This window comes from Massilistercora timonensis (genome assembly GCF_048354975.1).
Lineage (GTDB): Bacteria > Bacillota > Clostridia > Lachnospirales > Lachnospiraceae > Massilistercora > Massilistercora timonensis.
Genome location: NZ_DBGCJQ010000058.1, coordinates 1 through 20646 on the forward strand (window position 1 = coordinate 1; position 20646 = coordinate 20646).

At 51.9% G+C, this 20646-nt stretch carries 24 protein-coding genes; 3 read left to right on the plus strand and 21 right to left on the minus strand.

Annotated features, from left to right (window positions below):
- Together ACML7B_RS04865 and ACML7B_RS04870 are read left to right on the plus strand one after the other, a co-directional pair.
- The coding region (locus ACML7B_RS04865; RefSeq protein ID WP_418539511.1) for a tyrosine-type recombinase/integrase at positions 1-634 on the plus strand (634 nt) is incomplete at its 5' end.
- Positions 635-657: 23 nt separating this feature from the next.
- A complete protein-coding gene (locus ACML7B_RS04870; RefSeq protein WP_418539512.1) occupies positions 658-1401 on the plus strand; it encodes a tRNA 2-thiocytidine biosynthesis TtcA family protein in 744 nt (247 codons plus the stop codon).
- Here the strand turns inward: ACML7B_RS04870 and ACML7B_RS04875 are convergent.
- The 8 genes from ACML7B_RS04875 to ACML7B_RS04910 all read right to left on the minus strand — a co-directional run bounded on the left by ACML7B_RS04875 (position 1370) and on the right by ACML7B_RS04910 (position 7895).
- On the minus strand, positions 1370-2014 hold the full coding sequence (locus ACML7B_RS04875) for an AAA family ATPase (RefSeq protein WP_106788167.1): 645 nt from the start codon (positions 2012-2014) through the stop codon (positions 1370-1372). The two genes, ACML7B_RS04870 and ACML7B_RS04875, sit on opposite strands and share 32 nt — an antisense overlap.
- Before the next feature lie 69 nt (positions 2015-2083).
- Positions 2084-3004, minus strand: a complete 921-nt coding sequence (locus ACML7B_RS04880) for an RluA family pseudouridine synthase (RefSeq protein ID WP_418539513.1) — start codon at positions 3002-3004, stop codon at positions 2084-2086.
- Positions 2958-3485, minus strand: a complete 528-nt coding sequence (gene lspA / locus ACML7B_RS04885; protein WP_346708348.1) for a signal peptidase II — start codon at positions 3483-3485, stop codon at positions 2958-2960. The genes ACML7B_RS04880 and lspA overlap by 47 nt, the downstream gene beginning before the upstream one ends.
- A 13-nt stretch (positions 3486-3498) precedes the next feature.
- Complete coding sequence (locus tag ACML7B_RS04890; RefSeq protein WP_418539514.1) at positions 3499-4254, minus strand: RNA-binding protein; 756 nt, start codon at positions 4252-4254, stop codon at positions 3499-3501.
- A 3-nt stretch (positions 4255-4257) separates the two neighbouring features.
- The gene (locus ACML7B_RS04895; protein ID WP_346708350.1) at positions 4258-4815 is read right to left on the minus strand and encodes a cell division protein SepF; all 558 of its coding nucleotides are present in this window, start codon (positions 4813-4815) and stop codon (positions 4258-4260) included.
- 25 nt (positions 4816-4840) lie between these two features.
- Entirely contained in the window at positions 4841-5536 is a 696-nt protein-coding gene (locus ACML7B_RS04900) for a YggS family pyridoxal phosphate-dependent enzyme (RefSeq protein WP_418539515.1), read from the minus strand.
- A 15-nt stretch (positions 5537-5551) separates the two neighbouring features.
- Complete coding sequence (locus tag ACML7B_RS04905; protein ID WP_418539516.1) at positions 5552-6931, minus strand: HlyD family efflux transporter periplasmic adaptor subunit; 1380 nt, start codon at positions 6929-6931, stop codon at positions 5552-5554.
- A 16-nt stretch (positions 6932-6947) separates the two neighbouring features.
- Entirely contained in the window at positions 6948-7895 is a 948-nt protein-coding gene (locus ACML7B_RS04910) for a TIGR01212 family radical SAM protein (RefSeq protein WP_346708354.1), read from the minus strand.
- Positions 7896-7975: 80 nt separating this feature from the next.
- On the opposite strand from ACML7B_RS04910, the gene ACML7B_RS04915 reads away from it, so the two are divergent.
- Positions 7976-8188 (plus strand): DUF378 domain-containing protein, encoded by a 213-nt coding sequence (locus ACML7B_RS04915; RefSeq protein WP_346708355.1) that lies wholly within the window; start codon positions 7976-7978, stop codon positions 8186-8188.
- Positions 8189-8243: 55 nt separating this feature from the next.
- Here ACML7B_RS04915 and ACML7B_RS04920 read toward each other — a convergent pair whose 3' ends face one another.
- From ACML7B_RS04920 to ACML7B_RS04980, 13 genes are all read right to left on the minus strand, one after another.
- Positions 8244-9296: a D-alanyl-D-alanine carboxypeptidase family protein gene (locus ACML7B_RS04920; RefSeq protein WP_418539517.1), complete on the minus strand. Its 1053-nt coding sequence runs from the start codon at positions 9294-9296 to the stop codon at positions 8244-8246.
- Positions 9280-9675 (minus strand): methylglyoxal synthase, encoded by a 396-nt coding sequence (gene mgsA / locus ACML7B_RS04925; RefSeq protein WP_346708359.1) that lies wholly within the window; start codon positions 9673-9675, stop codon positions 9280-9282. Before mgsA ends, ACML7B_RS04920 begins: the two co-directional genes overlap by 17 nt.
- Positions 9676-9687: 12 nt before the next feature.
- Positions 9688-10812: an FtsW/RodA/SpoVE family cell cycle protein gene (locus tag ACML7B_RS04930; RefSeq protein ID WP_418539518.1), complete on the minus strand. Its 1125-nt coding sequence runs from the start codon at positions 10810-10812 to the stop codon at positions 9688-9690.
- Positions 10809-11021 (minus strand): cell division topological specificity factor MinE, encoded by a 213-nt coding sequence (locus ACML7B_RS04935; protein ID WP_346708362.1) that lies wholly within the window; start codon positions 11019-11021, stop codon positions 10809-10811. Before ACML7B_RS04935 ends, ACML7B_RS04930 begins: the two co-directional genes overlap by 4 nt.
- Before the next feature lie 14 nt (positions 11022-11035).
- Positions 11036-11827: a septum site-determining protein MinD gene (gene minD, locus ACML7B_RS04940; protein WP_346708364.1), complete on the minus strand. Its 792-nt coding sequence runs from the start codon at positions 11825-11827 to the stop codon at positions 11036-11038.
- On the minus strand, positions 11809-12399 hold the full coding sequence (gene minC, locus ACML7B_RS04945; protein ID WP_346708365.1) for a septum site-determining protein MinC: 591 nt from the start codon (positions 12397-12399) through the stop codon (positions 11809-11811). Before minC ends, minD begins: the two co-directional genes overlap by 19 nt.
- Before the next feature lie 16 nt (positions 12400-12415).
- A complete protein-coding gene (locus tag ACML7B_RS04950) occupies positions 12416-15355 on the minus strand; it encodes a penicillin-binding transpeptidase domain-containing protein (RefSeq protein WP_418539519.1) in 2940 nt (979 codons plus the stop codon).
- On the minus strand, positions 15348-15866 hold the full coding sequence (gene mreD / locus ACML7B_RS04955) for a rod shape-determining protein MreD (RefSeq protein WP_346708369.1): 519 nt from the start codon (positions 15864-15866) through the stop codon (positions 15348-15350). Before mreD ends, ACML7B_RS04950 begins: the two co-directional genes overlap by 8 nt.
- Before the next feature lie 5 nt (positions 15867-15871).
- Positions 15872-16771, minus strand: coding sequence for a rod shape-determining protein MreC (gene mreC, locus ACML7B_RS04960; RefSeq protein ID WP_418539520.1), 900 nt, complete (start codon positions 16769-16771; stop codon positions 15872-15874).
- Between the two features lies 1 nt (position 16772).
- A complete protein-coding gene (locus ACML7B_RS04965) occupies positions 16773-17795 on the minus strand; it encodes a rod shape-determining protein (RefSeq protein WP_418539521.1) in 1023 nt (340 codons plus the stop codon).
- 5 nt (positions 17796-17800) lie between these two features.
- Entirely contained in the window at positions 17801-18508 is a 708-nt protein-coding gene (gene radC, locus ACML7B_RS04970) for a RadC family protein (protein WP_346708372.1), read from the minus strand.
- 37 nt (positions 18509-18545) lie between these two features.
- Entirely contained in the window at positions 18546-18806 is a 261-nt protein-coding gene (locus ACML7B_RS04975; protein WP_106788186.1) for a DUF4321 domain-containing protein, read from the minus strand.
- Positions 18807-18897: 91 nt separating this feature from the next.
- Complete coding sequence (locus tag ACML7B_RS04980; protein WP_418539522.1) at positions 18898-20559, minus strand: NAD(P)/FAD-dependent oxidoreductase; 1662 nt, start codon at positions 20557-20559, stop codon at positions 18898-18900.
- Positions 20560-20646 lie beyond the last annotated feature (87 nt).

A 20646-nucleotide genomic window follows, 5' to 3' on the forward strand; every position in this document is an offset into this window, starting at 1 on the left:
GCCAAAGCTCCATGAGAAGGCCATTATCCGGCTGGACGCGGACGAGGTGGCCATGCTTTTGGACTTTGTAGAGTCTGCCGGGGAAAAGCTGACCGGACAGGCACTGACATATTACAGAAAGACGAAGGACCGGGATCTGGCTATCCTGACTCTTTTGCTTGGAACCGGGATCCGTGTGTCTGAATGTGTAGGACTGGATGTTCAGGATGTAGATTTTAAAAACAACGGGATCACCGTCACCAGGAAGGGCGGCAACCAGATGGTAGTTTATTTTGGCGATGAAGTGGCAGACGCCCTCTCCCATTACATTGAGGGAAGCCGGAAGACTGCTTCTCCCCTGCCCGGCCATGAAAACGCCCTCTTCCTCTCCACCCAGAGGAAACGGATGGGAGTACAGGCGGTGGAGAATATGGTGAAGAAATACGCCCGCCAGGTAACGCCGGGCAAAAAGATCACACCACACAAGCTTCGGAGTACTTACGGAACGTCCTTATACAAGGAAACCGGGGATATTTATCTGGTGGCGGACGTTCTTGGCCATAAGGACGTAAATACCACCAAGAAGCATTACGCAGCCATCGATGAGGACCGGCGCAGACAGGCGGCCTCTGCAGTGAAGCTGCGGGAAAGTTAATACAGAAAGGATTTATCAGATAGATGAAGTTACAGAAATTATTGAGCTGCACAAGAAAAGCGGTGGATGAATACGAAATGATCCAGGAAGGCGACCATATCGCGGTAGGGATCTCCGGAGGAAAGGACAGCCTGACCCTTCTCTGCGCCCTGCAGGGACTTCGCAGATTCTATCCCAGGCGCTTTGAGCTGAGCGCGGTTACGGTGGACCTGGGATATGAGAAATGTGATTTTACTCCTGTGGCAGAGCTTTGCAGGGAGCTGGATGTCCCCTATGAGATCGTGAAGACAGATATCGCCCATATCCTTTTTGAGGACCGGAAAGAGCCTAATCCCTGCTCTCTCTGCGCCAAAATGCGAAAAGGCGCCCTTAATCAGGCCGTAAAAAAGATGGGCTGCAACAAAGTTGCCTATGCCCATCATAAAGACGATATCATTGAGACCATGCTGTTGTCTCTTCTCTTCGAGGGACGGTTTTATTCTTTCTCTCCCCGCACTTATCTGGACCGGATGGATCTCACAGTGATCCGCCCCATCATGTTTCTAGATGAGGCGGATGTGATCGGTTTCCGCAATAAATACGATCTTCCGGTGGTCAAGAGCCGCTGTCCCATTGACGGCCTTACCAAACGGCAGTACGCCAAAGATCTGGTGCGGCAGCTGAATCAGGAACACCCGGGGGCAAAGCAACGGATGTTCACTGCCATTCTCAACGGAAATATCAAGGGATGGCCGCCTAGAGCCGCTTCTCACCCGGTTGTTCTTTGATCTCAACCAGACGCTCAATGGCTTCCGCCGTACCGTCGATTCCTAAAACGGAGCTGTCCAGGCAGATATTATAGCTGTCTGCGTCGCTCCATTTTTTATTGCTGTAATAGTTATAATAACTTGCCCGCTGTTTATCTGTCTTCACGATCCGCTCCTTGGCCTTGGCGTCGGTCAGGTCGTAGATCCTTGCGATCCGGCGGATCCGGGCGTTCATATCCGCGTGGATGAACACGCTTAACACGTTGTCAAAATCCTCCAGGGCATAATCCGCGCACCGTCCTACCAGGATACAGGGACCTTCGCTGGCGATCTTCTTGATGGTGTCAAACTGGGCCAGGAATACCTTGTGGTTGATAGGCATATCCGCGTAGCTGCCTGCAGAATATCCCAGGGAATAAGTATCCATTACCAGAGAATACAGGAAACTGCTGGTTGGTTTCTCATCATGAGTCTCAAACAGCTCCTGGCAGATGCCGCTTTCCTTTGCAGCCCGTGCCAGCATCTCCTTGTCGTAAAGCTTGATCCCGAAGTAATCGGCCACTTTATACCCGATCTCACGTCCTGCGCTTCCATATTCTCTTCCGATTGTGATGATAGTGTTTGTTTTTGCCATACAGATCACTCTCCTCCCCGATTTATATCCTATATTATAACTCAATTTGCCACAAATGTGTACTTTTTTTCAGTTTTGCCGTGTTCGGAGAGTGTTAAGAAGCTTCTGAAAATATTCCGGAAGGGGAGCTTCCACCTCCAGCCAGGCCCCTGTCCGGGGGTGGTAGATTCCGATGGTCCGGGCGTGCAGAGTCTGTCCCTGCAGGGCAGGAAAGGGACATTTCTTTGGCCCGTATACCGGATCTCCCAGAATAGGATGGCCGATGCTTGCCATGTGGACCCGGATCTGGTGGGTGCGTCCGGTCTCCAGCCGGCACTGGATATAGGTGAAGGAGCCAAAGCGTTCCAACACCTGATAGTGAGTGACAGCCGGACGGCCGTTTCTTGCATGGACGCTCATCTTCTTCCGGTCGTTCTGGTCCCGTCCGATGGGAGCGTTTATGGTTCCTGTATCCGCCTTCAGGTTGCCATGGACGATGGCTTCGTAAATCCGGTTGATGGAATGCTCCTTTAACTGTTCCGCGATCTTTTGATGGGCCAGGTCGCTCTTACAGACGATCAGGGATCCGGTGGTGTCCATGTCGATCCGATGGACGATCCCGGGACGCAAGACCCCGTTGATGCCGGACAGGTCCTTGCCGCAGTGATATAAGACTGCGTTGACCAGGGTGCCGGAGGGATGGCCGGGAGCCGGATGGACCACCATCTGCTTCGGTTTGTTTACGATCAGAAGATCCTTATCTTCATAGAGGATATCAAGGGGGATATCCTCAGGAAGGACATTAAGAACCTCCGGCTCAGGGAATTCCACCTGGATGCGGTCATGCAAAAGAAGCCTGTAATTGGCTTTTACAGGCTTGTTGGAAACGGTGATCATATGGTCCCGGATCATCTTCTGGATCTGTGACCGGGAGACTTCTTCCAGACGGCTGGCGAGGAACTGGTCAATCCTCTGTCCGCTGTCCTTTTCTTCCACGAAAAATTCGGTCAAGATCTTCCTCCTTATAATAGAAAAACATGACAAACAGTAAAACAAATGTAGAAACTGTGACATAGATATCCGCCACATTGAAAATGGGGAAATCGATCAGGCAGAAATAAAAGAAATCCACCACATACCCCAGGCGGAGCCGGTCAATAAAATTGCCAATAGCGCCTGCCACGATCAGCACCGCCAGAATACGAAGGACAAGATACCGCCGTTCCATGGGGACTCGCAGGTAAAACCAGACTACGATCGCCAGGATCACACCTGCGCTCAGAAAAAAGAACAGTCGCTGTCCCTGGAACAGCCCGAAAGCGGCGCCCCGGTTCTCCAGATACTCCAGCTGGAATACCCCGTCGATCAGCACCAGCGGCGCCTGTCCTTTAAGATGAAGAACCGCCAGATATTTTGTAAACTGATCCAGACATACGCCGATCAAAATACCGGCCAGAGCGATCAGATAATGAAGACTTCTCTTCTCTTTCATGCCATGTCTCCTTCTAGATATATTTCCTGAGGGATATCAGACAGCGCTTCTTCTTTGTCTCTGACAGCATTCCCTCATAGCGGATCCGTCCCAGCCCTCTTACAGACAGGATATCCTCTTCCTTCAGGTGGTATCCGTTGCTGGTGATCAGTTTTCCGTTGACAAACACTCTTCCTCCTTCAATATACGAAGTCATCTTGCTTCTGGAAAGAGGATAGGCAAGAGCCAGGACGCTGTCCAGACGGATGGAGGAAACGGTTCCTTTAACCTCTTCAAACCGGGGTTCATAGGATATCTCCTCTGGCGCGACAAGTTCTGTCTGAACTACCGTGTGCCGGATGCGGGTCAGCTCCTGACAGAGATATCCTGCCATATTCTGGCATACAAACACCTCCGCACAGTCCTCCAGCAGCAGGATATCCCCCATCTTACACCGTTCGACGCCAAGGTTCATAAGAGAACCCAGATAATCCCGGTGGCTCAGTTCCTCGGCAAAACGGGGATTGGCCGGACGGATCTTTAGTACCTGCATGGGATATTGATACTCATAATAAAGAGCATCAGGTAGAAATGCAACCATCTGACGCTCTGCCATTTCATAGCCTCCAAAGGTCTCGTACCTTGCCGGGAACAAGTCTTTGGGAGTGGTATGAAGGATATTCAGTTCATTCAGATTCAGAAAATCTGAAAAAGTAACGATATCTTTGTGATAAGCCTGCCGGGAAAGCTCCGTCAGGCGCTTCCTCAGCAGGGTCTCTTCCTTGTTCATGCTTTAGAACCTGGAGCGCATGGAGGAAGCATCAAAAGAAGTGTTCAGAAGATCCTGAAGGTCACCGGAGATCTCTACGTTGGTAGGGGTCACCAGGAATATGTAATTGGAGATCTTCTGAAGGTTGCCGCTGATGGCATATGCCGCTCCGGAGGTAAAGTCAATAATTCTCTGGGCGATCTCCAGATCCAGTCCCTCCAGATTCAGGATCACAGTCCTTCCACCCAGAAGGGTCTCGGTGATCTCACGGGCGTCGTCCACAGAGTTTGGCTTGATCACACAGACTTCCATGTTGGCCATACCTCTTCTGGCAGGCTGGCGCATCGGAGTTACTTTATTGCTTCCGGAATGAGAAGCCCTGGAAGATCTTGCCGGAACTTCCTCGTAATCCTCATCCTCATCATCTTCGTAGCTTTTCTTCCTGCTTCCGAAGAAACTTCTTTTAGGCTTCTTTTCCTCGTAATCGTCTTCGTAGTCGTCGTCATCAAAGAAATCATCGTCATCGTAATCATCGTCGTCGCTTAATTTCATGATGTCCAGGAACTTATCTAATACTCCCATATTATAAATTCTCCTATCTTTGCATTTATACTTGAGCGTAATTCCTGGCGCCGAAAATTCCTGTTCCGACGCGGACCATTGTTGCTCCCTCTTCTATTGCCACTTGATAGTCGTTCGTCATACCCATAGAAAGAACGCTCATATTGACATTATCAACTTTTTTGGCACTAATGTCAACAGATAATTTGCGTAATTCCCGGAAAACAGGGCGATTTTCTTCCGGATCTGGTACAAATGGAGCAATTGTCATAAGACCGTCCACCTGAATGTGGGGTAATTTTGCGATTTCATCCACCAGAGCTTCCAGATCTTCAGGAAAAATCCCAAATTTACTCTCCTCTCTGGCCACATTGACTTCGATCAGGATGTGGGCGGTCAGATTGTGCTTTTTTGCTTCTTTTTCAATGGTCTGGGCCAGCCGCAGAGAATCCACGGAATGGATGAGGACAGCTTTGTCGATGATGTATTTTACTTTATTCCGCTGGAGATGTCCAATAAGATGCCACCGGATATCCTTTGGAAGGACTTCATACTTGTCCGCCATCTCCTGGACCTTATTTTCTCCGAAGACGCGTACGCCCAGATCGTACGCTTCCTGAAGAGTTTCCACCGGCTTGGTCTTGCTCACGGTGATCAGCGTCACCTCAGACCGGTCCCGCCCGGCGCGCCTGCAGGCCTCTTCAATGTTTTGCTCCACCTGGATAAGGTTGTCTTGCAGCATAATGATCAGCTCCTTTTATTGAAATACTACATCATTTTCTTTTACATCTTCTCCGTTCAGCGCAATGTGATCATAGTTGGAAAGCCCATAATCACTTCCTGTCTCCACGATATAATATTCTTCACTCTCGCACAGGATCTGGATCTGCTTGAAAACCGCATATCCTTTGTTGATGTTATAGACGCCTTTCAGTTTGGCCGTCTTATTCAAAGGCCAGGTCTCTTTGGAATCCGGCTTGATCAGAACGGTATCCTCGGAGAAATCAAGAGGATCCAGATAGATCATTCCCGTCTCTGTATCCCGGTAAAACACTTCTGTCTCCTGGAATCTGGCGTTATCCTTTGTCTGTACCAGCACGCCATTTCCCTGGCTGTTTCCCCCCTGAGTGAGATAATCCTCGGGAACCGTGTAGAATTCCTTTTCCACCACAGAAGAACGGGGGATCTTAAGCCCGGACTCGTCTTCCAGGATCAGTTCAATGTCCAGATAACGGTCTCTGGCGTACCGGACCATGCCGGTATCAAAAGTAAGGAATCCCAGGTTGGCGCTCTCGGTATTGTAGATGGCAAAATCCGCCGTCTCCGTCTGATTGTCTTTGGCAAAACGGACTTTGATCCGCTGGGTCTCAGCAAGCTCCTCAGTCATCTCATCGCTGAGGACCACAACAACGGTCCACTGATCGGAAGTGATCAGCTTGTAGACCGGGTCTCCGGCCTGGACTTTGGTATTATTGGACAGGGTGAGGGTCTCGTGGTCATTGAGGGTGATCATTTCCTCGGTCACATCGCTGATGGTGGTATCCTCATATCCGTCTGTTGCGTAAATGATGATCCCATCCCTGCTGGCATTGTAGACTTTGAGGCTGTCGCCCTGTGTCTTCAGCATTTCGTCAAGCTGGGCCTTTCGATTCTGGCTGGAACGGCTGTCCAGCAGATCTTCAATCTTGTCTTTGACCGTGTAGACTTCCTGAAAATTCGCTTCCTGGAAATTGTCGCTGAAAGCCTGGATATCTGTCAGAAGAGAAGCTTCTTCCTCTGCTGTGAGAGAAGCCTGAGATTCCTCGTCTGCAGCCTGGAAGTCTAGCTTCTCCGGAGACGAGGCATAGACGCTGGTCCTGGCGCCCACCTTCTCTCCTTCTGTGACAAAATAGTTTACGTATCCTTCCTCCTGGGCTTCCACAATGGTCTCGTCCCGCACTACGAATCCGGTATAGGCCGTGTCTCTGAGAATGGAACCTTTCCGCACTTCATAGACAGAAACCGGTCCGGATGTGAGATACATCAGGAGGCTGACGATAAGATAAATAAAAATGATCCCGAAAATGAAGACGCCGATATTCAGATTTCCTTTTTTCCGATAAACGGTTATATTGGTCAGTTTCTTTTTCTCTCCCACAAAAATGCCCCCTGTGTCAGGATTCTAAAGCCGCTCCGTCAAGATAGGAAAAGCAGCGCCCCTGAAAATGTCCGCCCAGCCCCATCTTCTCCTCCAGTTCGTCCCGCAGCTTCCACCAGCTGGTCCCCCAGTTGCAGAATACCACATCATCTTCCGGCGCCCGGGCGAAAAGCCGCTCAACGGCAATGGACGGGTCCAGATGATCCAGGAAAGCAGCTGTGCGCTCCAGATACTCCTCCTTGTCGCACAAAGCTATTGTACCATTTTCATAAGCTTTGCACAACCGGGTGCCTCTGGCAATATATAAAGAGTGAGCTTTTACAACCTGGACGCCCAGGGCGGACAGGATCTTGGCACACTCTACTGCGTCAGAGAGATCGTCGCCGGGGAGGTTTAAGATCACATGGGCGCAGACATCAAACCCATAGCAGCGCACTCTTAGGACCCCGTCAATAAACTCCGCCAGGGTATGTCCTCTTCCCACAGCGGCAAGGGTGTGGTAATTAGGAGTCTGAAGGCCAAGTTCAACCGTGATCTCCACGCCCTTTTTCTGGTGAAGATCCTCCAGGACGTCCAGATAGTCTTCCCGGATACAGTCCGGGCGGGTGGAAACTGCAAGTTCCACAATGTCCGCCGTTTCCGCCGCTTCTTTCATATAGGCGGAAAACTGCTGCAGGGGAAGAAACGTGTTGGTGTAATTCTGAAAGTAAGCGATGAACTTGTGGGCATGATACTTTCTTTCGATCCGTTCCCGGTCCAGGGCAAGCTGTCCGGAGACAGAGACGCTGCTGTCTGCGGCTTCAAATCCGGTCCCAAGTGGAGAACAGAAGGCACAGCCTTCTCTCCCGCCCTGCCTGTTGGGACAGGAAACCGGCAGATTTACCGGAAGTTTATAGACTTTTTCCCCATATTTTTTCTTTAAATATTCGGAATAAGGATAGTAAAGGTTTCTCTCCTGCTGCATCAAAAGTTTCCTTTCTTACATGTATAAAACATCTCCTGTGCGACATACTAGGACTAGCATGATGAAAAGGAGGAGATTTCATGAAATGGTTTGACAATACGGCGCTGACCATTGTGATCATCGGTGCGGTCAACTGGCTCCTGGTAGGGATCTTCCGGTTTGACCTGGTTGCCTTCCTGTTTGGCAATCTGTCCTGGCTTTCCCGGATCATATATGCGGTGGTCGGCCTGTGCGGACTTTATCTGATCAGCCTTTACGGACGGATCCGGAACACCCCGGAGGTCCGCTCATAATAAGAGGGGCAGACCGGCCTGTACCGCCTGGCTGCCCCTTGATTCTATGGTCTTTCTATTCTGTGTTTTCCGAACTCTGTCCTGCAGCGGCTACGCCTCCCTCCAACAGGGTGGTCATATCCGTATACAGATGATCCTTGGAGTCTGCTCCCATGACTACTGATACATAGCGGTTTCCTGCCTCGTCTTCGGACAGAAGGATCAGACAGTTCCCGGCCTTGTCGGTGGTTCCGGTCTTTCCTCCGATGATGGTGACAGATTCCGGAAGCTTTGCTTCTCCTTTTGCATACAGATTGCTGGCCTCCCAGTCCGCTTCTTCCTCAGTCCCGTCTGCGTGGGTGATGTGAGCGGTATAGGAGTCCATCTGGATCAGCTCCAGGAATTTCTCCTGTTTGATCGCCTCATTGAAAATGAGGTACAGATCGTAGGCAGTGGTATAATGGTCGTCGTCATGCATGCCGTGGGGAGTGACATAGTGGGTGTCCGTAGCCATCAGGCGGGCGGCTTCCTGGTTCATCATCTCCACAAAGGCTTCTTCCGTGCCGCCGATATGCTCGGCGATGGCAACCGCTGTGTCATTGCCGGACTGGAGCAGAAGGCCGATGAGAAGGTCTTCCAGGGTAAGCTGGTCGCCTTCTTTCAGATCACAGATGGATTCACCCGGCTCCCGGTCCACAGCGTTGGCGCTCACAGTGACCACATCGTCAAGGTTGCCCTCCCGGAGGGCGAGAAGTGCGGTCATCACCTTGGTGGTGCTGGCCGGATATACCTGCTTGAGGGCATTCCTGGCATAGAGGGTTTCTGCCTGATTCAGGTCAAAGAAACCGGCAGCCTTGAAGGTATCTGTATCCGGCGCATCCTGCATGCTGATATCTTCTGACACAACGCACAGATCTGCCGACAGAAACGGCGTGTCCACATCAAGCTGGCTGTAGTGCTCCATCTCATATTCTGCCGCCCGGTGCTCTTCCCGGAACAGAGCCTGGAAAAGCAGGATCCCAACGAGGATCACACACAGGACCAGAAGGATCAGCACCATGGCTGCGATCAGACGCTTCCTGGCACGGCGGGCTCTCTTCATTTTTCTGGATTTATCGGTACATTTCACGCCAGTCAAGATCTCCTCTGTCAATTGCTAGAACAATAAGTTCCGCAGTGGCCAGATTGGTGGCCAGTGGGATGTTATAGGTGTCACACAGCCGGATCACATCGTTGAGATCCGGTTCGTTGGCTTTCGGCGCCATGGGATCCCTGAGAAAGATCAGGGCGTCCATGTCATTCTGGGCGATCTGCGCCCCCAGCTGCTGGCTTCCGCCCATGGGGCCTGCCAGATATTTATGGATGTTCAGATTGGTGACTTCCTCCACCAGGCGGCCGGTAGTCCCTGTCGCGTACAGATTGTGTTTGCTTAAGATCCCACGGTATGCGATGCAGAAATTCTGCATCAGAGCCTTTTTCGAGTCGTGTGCGATCAGACCAATATTCATGGGGTTCACTCCTTATTGATATTTTTTAGGCTGTAATCCTACATTTAAAACGAATCCGATACCAATGTACAGGCTGACCAGAGAGGTCAGACCGTAACTTACAAAGGGAAGCGGGACTCCTGTGTTGGGGATCATCTTGGTGGCCACGGCAATATTGATAAAGCTCTGTATGCCGATCAGGCCTCCCACCCCGCAGCAGATGATCCTCCCTGCAAGGTTTTGCGCTCTTATCCCTATCAGTATACATTGTATCACGATCAAAAGCAATAAGGCAATCACAAGACAACTGCCTACAAACCCCAATTCTTCTCCTACGATGGCAAAGATAAAGTCTGTCTGGGGCTCGGAGATGAAATTCCCGTTTTTCACCGATGTGGTGGTATTGTTGTCCAGGCCTTTACCGGTCAGCTGGCCGGAACCGATGGCCATGACCGAGTTGTTCTGCTGGTAGGCCTCGTCGCTTGCGTATTTCTCCGGCTCAATGAAAGCCAGGATCCGCTTCTGCTGATAGTCCTTCAGGAAGGGCTGATTGGGCTGGACCGCAATGGAAAGAAAGATCACAGCCACCGGGATCAGGATCAGGAAGGTCCTTATGATGAACCGGTAGTCCAGTCCTCCTATATAGATCAGCAGACACAGCACCAGGGCGGTACAGATTGTGGTGGACAGGTTGGGCTCCACGATGATCAGCGCCAGCGGGATCCCGCACAGGACTGCGTACCGGATAAGAGTCCACTTATCGTTCAGATCCTCTTCATGCTGCATAAGAAACTTTGCGAAGAAAAGGATCAGAAGGATCTTGGCAAGCTCGGAGGGCTGGAAGGTGGTAAATCCCAGGTTGATCCAGCGGGTGGCGCCGTTGACTTCCTGTCCGATTATAAGAACAAGGCCAAGAGAGACGACGGCGACGCCGTAGATCAGCCAGTAAAAGTTAAGGACCCACTTGTAATCCATCAGAGAAACTACCAGCATGGCCACAAGTCCGATGATCACGCCGATGATCTGTCTGCTCTGGTAAATGTCCCTTGCGCTGCCTACCACCAGGACGCCCAGTGTGGACAGTGCCAGGACCAGGAACACCAGGGTAAATTTATAATCTTTTAAATGATATTGTTTTGTAAATCTAGGTAATCTCACGATTTTTCTCCTGAAAAGTCTATTTTTATGTAGGTGCGTGTGATCTCTACATGAAAGTCTTCTTCTGTAAACTCAATGTATTTGGAAAGGGTTTCATAAAGCTCCCGGTACAGTTGTGCTCCCGCATCCGGGGAACACTGGACCCGGTCAGAGATCACCAGGGTGCGCAGCCGCTCTCTGGCGATGGAAACCGAAGACTTCCTTGCCATAGTCCCACTCCTCTCTACTCATTCCGGAAAAGATGAGACAGTTTGGAAAAGAATCCTCCATCCCGGTTCATGTCCAGGAAAGGGACTTCCAGGCCGAGAAGTCTTTTGCAGATGTTCTGGTATGCCCTGCCGGCTCTGGAATCATTTCCCACCACCGGAGAACCCTGATTGGTGCCGATCACAACCTGCTCATCGTCAGGGATGGCGCCGATCAGCGGCACAGACAGGATCTCAGTCACATCGTCCACAGACATCATATCTCCTCTGCGCACCATATCCATGCGGATCCGGTTGATGATCAGAGAGATCTTCCGGAGATGGTTGCTTTCAAGCAGACCGATGATCCGGTCTGCATCCCGGATGGCCGAGACCTCGGGAGTGGTTACCACAATAGCCTGGTCTGCGCCGGCAATGGCGTTCTGGAATCCCTGTTCGATGCCTGCCGGACAGTCAAGCAGCACGTAGTCAAACTCTTCTTTCAGCTGAGCTGTCAGCTTCTTCATCTGCCCCGGGGAGATGGCGGATTTGTCTTTGGTCTGTGCGGATGGCAGCAGGTAAAGATTCTCATACCTCTTGTCCCGGATCAGAGCCTGCTTTAAACGGCAGGTTCCCTCGATCACATCCACCAGATTGTAGACGATGAGATTTTCAAGCCCCATCACCACATCCAGATTCCGAAGCCCCAGATCGGTATCTACCACTACAACCTTTTTATCCAGACCGGACAGGCCGGCCCCGAGATTTGCGGTGGTCGTGGTTTTTCCCACGCCGCCTTTTCCCGATGTGATTACAATAACTTCGCCCATGAATAACTTCCTCCTATCACTGGTTTTACTTCCCGTTCACCGATGCGAAGACGCTTCGGGCGCATGGCGCGCGCCGCGATCACGGCTTCCGGATCGCCGGATGCACCGGCGGTCACTGATCCGTTAAGATCGCCGGTCACCACAACGTTTCCTTTGGAGACGACTGTGGCGCCCTCTTCCACATCTCCGATGATCACGATACTTCTCTCAGATTCAAGGATCTGCTTTCTCCTCAGGGTGCCTCGATAGAACTGACCGTCACTTTCATGGATCTGATCGTTCGCTTCTTCCAGGAGTTTCTTGTGAAACCGTTCTGCAGGTCCGCCTTCCTCCACCAGGCAGAAGATCTCGATCCCCGCAGCTTCTTCAATGGCACAGGCCATCGTCTGTTCTTCTTCTTTGGTAAAGTCACGGCCTTCAAACTGGACTGCCAGGCCCGCATGGGCGAAGAAACCGGCGCAGGCGCCGAATTTCTTCACAGACGCCGCAAGCAGCTGGTCAAATGGCAGGTCCGGATCAAAAGAAATACGAATGCCGTAACGGTTACTTTTGATCAGAACAGGGTCCTTCACAACTTCCCATCCCTCCTTAGTCTCCGCTTGTGGTCTCGCTGATCTCGGCTGCTTCTCCGGTGATGATCTCATCCACCGGATCTGTCTCGTAATAGTATTTCATGATATCCCTTCCCACTTCGGCGGCATAGGTGGAACTGTATCCGTTGGCGATCCGGATGGCGAAAGCCACTTCCGGGTCGCTGCTCTGTGCGAATCCCACGAAAAGGCCGTGGTCAGGATGGGACTTGCTCTGCTGTGCGGTTCCGGTCTTGCCGGATATCTCCACTCCGCCCCGGTTCAGTTCTGTAAAGATCTTACTCTGGGAAACCAGGACAACGTTGCGCATGCCGGTATGGATCGCATTCCAGGCAGACGCCGGGACTTCTGACAGTGTATTGGCCACCTTTGGCTCATATTCCTTGAGGACCTCTCCGTCCACGGTGGTCACTTTATCCAGAAGCGTCAGATCATACACAGTTCCTTTATTGGCAACGGCTGTCACATAACGTGCCAGCTGAGTGGTCGTATAGTTGTTAGTGCCCTGTCCGATGGCGGATGGCACGGAAGATTCATCGGAGATCTCCGGCTCTGCCTCCGGGATCTCGACGCCGGAAGTGGTGCCAAGCCCGAACATGGCGGCATATTTAGCCAGCGTGTCGGTTCCCAGGTCGCTGGAGTAATAGCTGGAAGTTTCTTCGCCCTTCAGATCGCCGGATGTCACATGGTCCAGTCCGTTGTCCTTCAGGCTCAGACGGTAACCGGTCTCATAGAAGAAACAGTTACAGGAATTCTGGATCCCGCCGGAGACGTCCAGCGTCCCGTGGGAACGTGGATAGATCCAGCATTTGGGATTAGGCTCTACCTTTTTATAGACGCCGCGGCAGGTGATCTGGGAGTTGACGTCGATCACCCCTTCCATCAGTCCGGCCACCGCTACAAGAGGCTTGTAGGTAGATCCCGGAGCCGTCTTCTCCTGGGTGGCGTTATTGTAGAACGGACGGGCCTGGTCTGTCACCAGTTTATTATAATATTCCGAATCCATGGTATTGGCCAGCCGGTTGTTGTCATATCCCGGATAGGAAACGCAGGCCAGCACATCTCCGGTGTTTGGATCTGTCATCACCAGGGAACCGGTGCAGGGTTCCAGACCCAGCTGTCCCGGCGTGATCTCCAGCGTTTTGATCTTGCCCCGCAGGAAATCATAGGCTCCCAGGCTTCCGGAAGCCAGCCGGTTATACTGGTCTTCATCGTATTTAAGCACACCCTGCTCATAGATCATCATACAGATCTGCCTGCCTGTGATGGAACCGGCTTTGATCATATACTGATAGATCAGCTTGTCGAAAGCATTGTTCCTGGACAGAGCTTCCTGGATGTACTCCGTCATGGCCTGGTAAGTCTCTCCTGCATCCGAATATTCTGCAGAACCTTCCAGATACTTCGTAAGCCCCGAGGTGTTCACCCAGTTCTGGGAGATGGCATAATTCAGGAAGGTGTAGATGTTGATGGATTCCTCTGTCTTCCATGCCTGATAGGTCTCATCGTCGCTGTCGATGGCATCGGACATTAAAATGCCGTTGTCCGCCATCAGAAGGTCGTTGACGATATAGGACTGATAGGCCTGCATCTCCTTGGAGGTATCTTCATAAGCGGAAGCATCCGGGTCGGCAAGAAGCTTACTGATCTCTTCGAGAACCTTTTCCTTGCGCTTGGAAAAAGCTTCATAAACCGCTTTCTCGGTATCCCCTGCATCCTCCTGGGAGAAATGTTCCATGTCAAGGATCTCATTGGAGATAAAGGCGTTGTACACATCTCCGATGGGGATGATCACGTCTGCCGCATCCTCCAGATGACTCCGGTCAAAATCCAGCTGGTTGCGCAGCTTGTTGAGCACAATGCCGGCAAGCTCCTGTTCCAGGATGTCATAAGCGGCCTTCTGAATATCGGCATCAATGGTGAGATACACGTCATTTCCCGCTTCCGGTTCCGTCTCCTGCACCGTCTCGATCACCTTTCCCACGTTGTTGACGTAGAGCTTGACCTCCCCCTTTTTGCCTTTGAGGGTAGAGTCCAGCGTCTGTTCCAGTCCGGATTTACCAATGGTGTCAGTCTGGTCATAATTGTCTTTGTCCTCTTCACTGAGAGAATTGTATTCCTCTGTAGAAATCTGCCCGGTATAACCGATGAGATTGGCGAAATATTTGCTATCCGTATAGCGGCGCAGAGACGTCTCCTCGATGCTGACCCCCTGCAGGGTGTCCAGATTTTCCGAAACAGCAGCCATCGTCTCTTCGCTTACATCCTCCGCGATGGTGGTGGGAATGTATTTCTGGTAGCTGTTCAGGGAGATGGCATAGCGGACGTTCACCAGTTTCAGTACTTCTGCCCTGCTAAGTTCCTTCTGGTCGATGCCGTATCCGTAGCGCTCATCGGTGCAGAGATAGTCGATGATCTCCTGGGCGGTCTGGCTTTTCTGCTCCTCTGTCAGCTTGTCAATGGTTGCCTGTCCGTACACATCCGCGATAAAACGCAGGCGCTGGGTATTGGACTCGGCGATATACATATAGTTGTCATTCTGGTCCAGGATGATGCCAAAATTATTGATGATGGAGTCGCCGTTGGCTTCTGCCATGTCAATGACCGTTGAGATCACTTTGTTCAGTTCCTTGTTCTTCTCCTCTGTGGAATCGTATTCTCCGTTATCTTCGATCACCACAGAATAGGCCAGCTCATTATAAGCCAGAAGCTTGCCGTTGCGGTCGTAGATGTTTCCCCTTGTGCCCTCTACCTCCCGGGTCTTCTGGATCTGCAGCTCATAGTTGTCCGCATACTCCTCGCCTTTGACGATCTGGAGATAGAATACCCGCTGCACCAGAAGGGCGGACATTACACAGAAGATGATAATGGCCACAAAACATCTGGATTTAACGACTTCATAGATCCCGGACCGGATCCGTTCCCATAAATTATACAAATTTGCTTGCACTCCTTTGTTCTTCGGCTTCCAGGCGCTTATTGACATGCAGGATCACCTGATACAGGACCAGGGTCACCAGGATGGTGTATACAAGCTCCGGAAGGATGATATGCATCAAAAACGTTCCAAACGCGAAATTTCCCTGCAGCATATACATGCTGATATAAGTGATCACCCCATAAAACAGTTCGCTGGCTCCGATCAGGCCGATGGGCAGCTTGATGTCGTCATCATAAAAGAGCCGTTCAAACATTCCGTTCAGATATCCGATCACAGCAAACAGCAGGATGTTGAATCCAAGAGCGTATCCCCAGAACAGATCTGCCAGCAGCCCGGACAGAACGCCTACAAACATCCCTTCCTTCTGTCCCCGCATGAAACCGAAAGAAGCGGTGACGATCACCAGAAGATTGGGACGGATGCCTGCAAAAGTCAGATGCTGGAACAGACTGCCCTGGAGGAAGAAACATATGAAAATGAACAGAATCGTGATAATCCTTCGTTTCATACTCTTTATTCTTCCTCCTTCGCGGCGCTGTCCCCGTCTGTTTTCTCCGTCTGTTCATTTACCAGGTCATCCTTGGTCTTGGTGATCACCAGAACTTCCTGGAGTTTGCTGAAATCCACCGCCGGTGTGATATAGCCGGAACGGGTCAGATTGTTGGAGTCTACTTCAATGTCGCTGACATACCCGATGAAGAGTCCCTGCACAAACCGGTCGCTGACGTGGGAAGTCACCACCTGCTCTCCCACTTCGATCTCATTGTCGTTATTGGGAAGACGTTCAAACCGCAGCCTGCCGTCCGCGATCAGTTCCAGGCTTCCCTCTACCATACACAGATCAGAAGTGGAAAGCATCATAGCGCTCACATTGCTGGCGTCATCAATGATGGACCGGACCCTTGCATAGTTGGGGCCAACCTCCGTGACAACGCCCACCAGGCCGCTCCCTGCCAGTACATTGCAATTTTCCTTAATCCCGTCGTTTGAGCCCTTGTCAATGGTGAAATCACTGAACCAGTTGGTTCCGTTATTGGAAATGACCCGTGCGCCGATCTTCTCGTAATCCGAATAATTCTCATCCAGCTTGTACAGTTCCCGCAGCCGCTCCAGTTCGTACTGCTCCTGTCTGAGACGGGTGTTGTCAATGGTAAGCTCGTCCACCTTGCTCTGAAGACTCTCGTTTTCTGAGCGCATCTCTTCCATGGTCTGGAAATTCGCGGACACATCGCTCATCCACTGCCCTGCGTAGCTGATCCCTTTCTGGAAGGGGATCACCGTGTAACTGGCCACAAAACGAAGGGGACCGCTGCTGTCTACCACGCTGCCGATCCCCAGCAGGATCACACAGACGGCGATCAGGATAAAAAGCCGGTATTTACTTGGAAATGACGATTGATTCTTGATCTTCATATTATCTCATCCACCTATAATTCTCATCTAACATGGAATAAGCCAGCTGCCTTAGTTCTTTGGACATAATGATCTTCTTAAGCCCGGTCACTGCGCAGATATCCGGCTGGGGCGCCACTCTTGTGGTGATGCCGGTTCCTTTCTCAATGTAGGTATCCAGTCCCGGCATATTGGCGATGCCGCCGGTAAGATAGATCCCGTTGGCATAGATGGCCGTCCGTACCTCCGGCGGCGTCCGGTCCAGAAGAGAAAGGATGGAGCGGACACATTCCAGCAGAGGATCCCGCAGGGAAGCCCGCACCGTACTCATGGAGATGGGCTTCTGCATGGGGACGCCAGTGATCAGATCCCGTCCCGCCACTGTAAGGGAAGCTTCTGTCTCCCCGGTATACACGCCGAACCGCCTGCGAAGCGTCTCAGCAGTGGGATGCCCGATCAGGAAGTCATGGCTGTGCCGGATCAGGTTGACCAACGCCTGGTCAAAGGTGGTACCGCCGATCTTCGCCAGCCGGTTCAGCACCATTCCGCCTCCGGCCAGAACAGACAATTCTGTAGTCTCCCCGCCGAAATTGGCGATAAAAAGTCCTTTGGTATTCTCCACATCCAGGTTAAGACCTACCGCATCGGCGATAGCGCGCTCCACAATGTTAACTTCCCTTGCCCTGGCAGTGGAATGGATCACCAGGTCGAAGAACGCCTTTTTCTCCACCTCCGTCACATCGGTAGGAACCGCGATCACATATTCGGAACCTCTGGCAAACTGCCGGTCTTTCTTCAGCAGGTTCTGCAGAAGGAACTGCATGTCATTGAACCGGGAGATCACCCCGTCCTTCATGGGAAAAATGACTTCGATATTCGCCGGAGCCTTCTCATACATCTCATAGGCTTCGTCTCCAACCGCAAAAATCTCCTTCTTGTCGCGGATGGCGATCACGTCTTTCTCTTTCCAGATGGTATCCTGCTTTTTATCATAGACTTTGATCTCATAGGAACCAAGATCCAGTCCGTAGGTATTTCTGGCCATTGATCTTATCCTTTCTTAGAGAACAGCTCCGATTCCCGGAAGCTGATATAACAATTATTGCCAATAATGATATGGTCTAACAGTTCAATCCCGATCAGTTCTCCTGCCCGGAAGATCCGTTCTGTGATCAGAACGTCCTCTCTGCTGGGTGAAGGGTCGCCGCTGGGGTGGTTGTGCAAAAGAATGATGGATACTGCATCTCTTCGCAGAGCCTCAACAAATAATTCCCTGGGCGAGATCAGCGAAGCGTTGACCGTCCCCCTGGAGATGTCGCTCTCCCCGATCAGCCGGGCCTTGGCATTTAAAAGGAGAAGCTTTGCCACCTCCTGCTTCTCATGCCGCAGGTCCTCCATGTAATACCGGGCGATGGCTTCCGGCGACGTAAAACACAAAGATTCCTGGGCACGGGCTTTGGCAAGCCGCTTGGAAAGCTCTGACAGGCACAAAAGCTGAATGGCTTTGACCTGGCCGATGCCCCTGATCTTGAGAAGTTTCTCCATGGTGAACTGATGGATCCCCAGGATCCCCGGCTCCCCTGCGTGATACAGGATACGCCGTGCCAGTTCCAGCGCGTTTTCGCCGCGGGTGCCTGTCCTAAGAAGGACTGCTAAAAGCTCCGCGTCGCTTAAGAGCGCCGCCCCTCTCTCCTTACATTTCTCGTAAGGCCGCTCCGTGCTCGGAATCTCTTGTATGGTATTTTTTGATTGACTCATTTCTCTTTCGATTCGTAACGACACTCCAAAGAGGAGTTTATAAGAAACGGTAGATGACCGCCGCCACAACGACACCGAGAATGCTTGCGATGGTGATCTTCACCTTCAGGCCGAATGTGAGCACCAGAAGTCCCAGATTCAAGACCACCGGCTCGTCCAGACCAAAGGACTGACCGTAAGAAAGCCAGCCCAGGGCCGGCACTCCTTCTGCAAGTACACTGATAAAGCCACCCAGCACCATTCCCGCAAGAACCAGCAGGAAGAGGGCCCAGGAATTCTTCCCCTTTGTAACCTTCATATGTACTCCTCCTCATCAAACCTCTTAAAAAACTCAATACATTCTACCACATTTCAGAAAAAGTGTATAGCCTTATGTCATTAAAAATAACTTAAACTTTAAGGGATTTGTCGAATGGTTCATAACTTTGTCCGATGGCTGCCGCCACCTTCAGCCCGTCCATGGCGGCAGACGTGATCCCGCCTGCGTATCCGGCTCCCTCCCCGCAGGGATAGACACCGCCGACCGCGGATTCCAGAAGGACTTTGTCCCGCAGGATCCGCACCGGGGACGAGGTCCGGCTCTCCACACCTGCCAGCACTACATCCGCCCCCGCAAAGCCCGGGATCTTCCGGTCAAAAGAAACCATGGCTTCTTCTATGGAATCCCCGATCACTGCAGGAAAGATGGGTCGTATATTGGTCCAGGCATAATCTCCCTTCATCTGGGGACAGATCTCTCCGGGACCTTTGGAAGGCTGGTTCCTGCAATAATCCTGGAACCGCTGTACCGGGATCCTGCCCTCTCCTGCCTTCCAGGCAGCTTCTTCCAGCGCCCGCTGAAACGCCACCCCGGCAAGAGGTCCTTCTCCGGGATAATCTTCCGGATGCACAGTGACGATCACTGCGCTGTTGGCGTTTTCACCGCTCCGTCCGCTGTAGCTCATACCGTTGACAGCCAGGTGTCCGGGCTCGGAAGAGGCGTTGACAACATAGCCGCCGGGACACATACAGAAGGTATATCCCCCTCTTCCATTATCCAGATTGGCGGTCAGCTTATAAGCGGCAGCCGGAAGAGCCCTGACAGTTTCTGGCTTCGCGCATTCTCCGTACTGGCTGGCATCGATCACGGCCTGGGGGTGCTGAACCCGCACGCCCACAGCGAAGGATTTGGCTTCCATGGGGAACCTCTGACTCTCCAGCATGGCGAAGGTGTCCCTGGCGCTGTGGCCAATGGCCAGGATCAGAAGATCTGTCTTCAGGATCTCCTTCTCACCCGGCTTATTTACAGCCTCCATCTCAACCGCCTGTACATGACGGCCGGATTCACCTTCTTCCCGGGTGAGGATTCCGGTCATCTTCGTGTAGAACCGGAACTCTCCGCCCAGATCCTGGATCTCTTCCCGCAGGGAGCGGACCACCTGGATCAGTTTGTCTGTCCCCACATGGGGCTTGCTGTCGTACAGGATCTCCTCCGGCGCGCCGTGGGACGCAAACAGACGCAGGACTTCTCTCCCCCGTCCGTCCGGGTCATGGACCAGAGTATTCAGTTTTCCGTCGGAAAATGTACCGGCGCCCCCTTCTCCGAACTGTACATTGGATTCCGGGCAAAGAGCTCCTGTCCGCCAGAATTCTTCCACGTCTTTCTTCCGCTCCTCCACCGGGGCTCCCCGCTCCAGAAGAATGGGGCGATATCCCATCCTGGCCAGGGCGTAACCGCAGAAAAGCCCGGCAGGACCTGTGCCCACGATCACCGGGCGATGGGAAAGCTTCTCTGTTCCGGCAGCCTGATAGGCGTAATCAGGCAGCGGGGCGCGGAACGTGATCTGGCCGTTCTTCTGAAAGCGCTTTCTAAGGGCCTTCTCCCCCTCCACCTCTGCCTCTGCGGTGTAGACATAGAAAAGCTCCGGCTTGCGGCGGGCGTCCAGGGAACGCTTAAGGATCCGGAAGGCGCGGACCCTCTTCTCAGGGATATGGAGGATCTTGCAGAATTTTTTCTTCACATCTGTCTCTTTGTGGGGAATCTTCAGTTTGATCTGCTGGATCTGTATCATAAGAACAATCTCCTTACATCAAAATCACAAGTCCAGTATAATTCATATTTCCAGAACAGACAAGTTTTCCTGTGGAAGGTTCTTTGA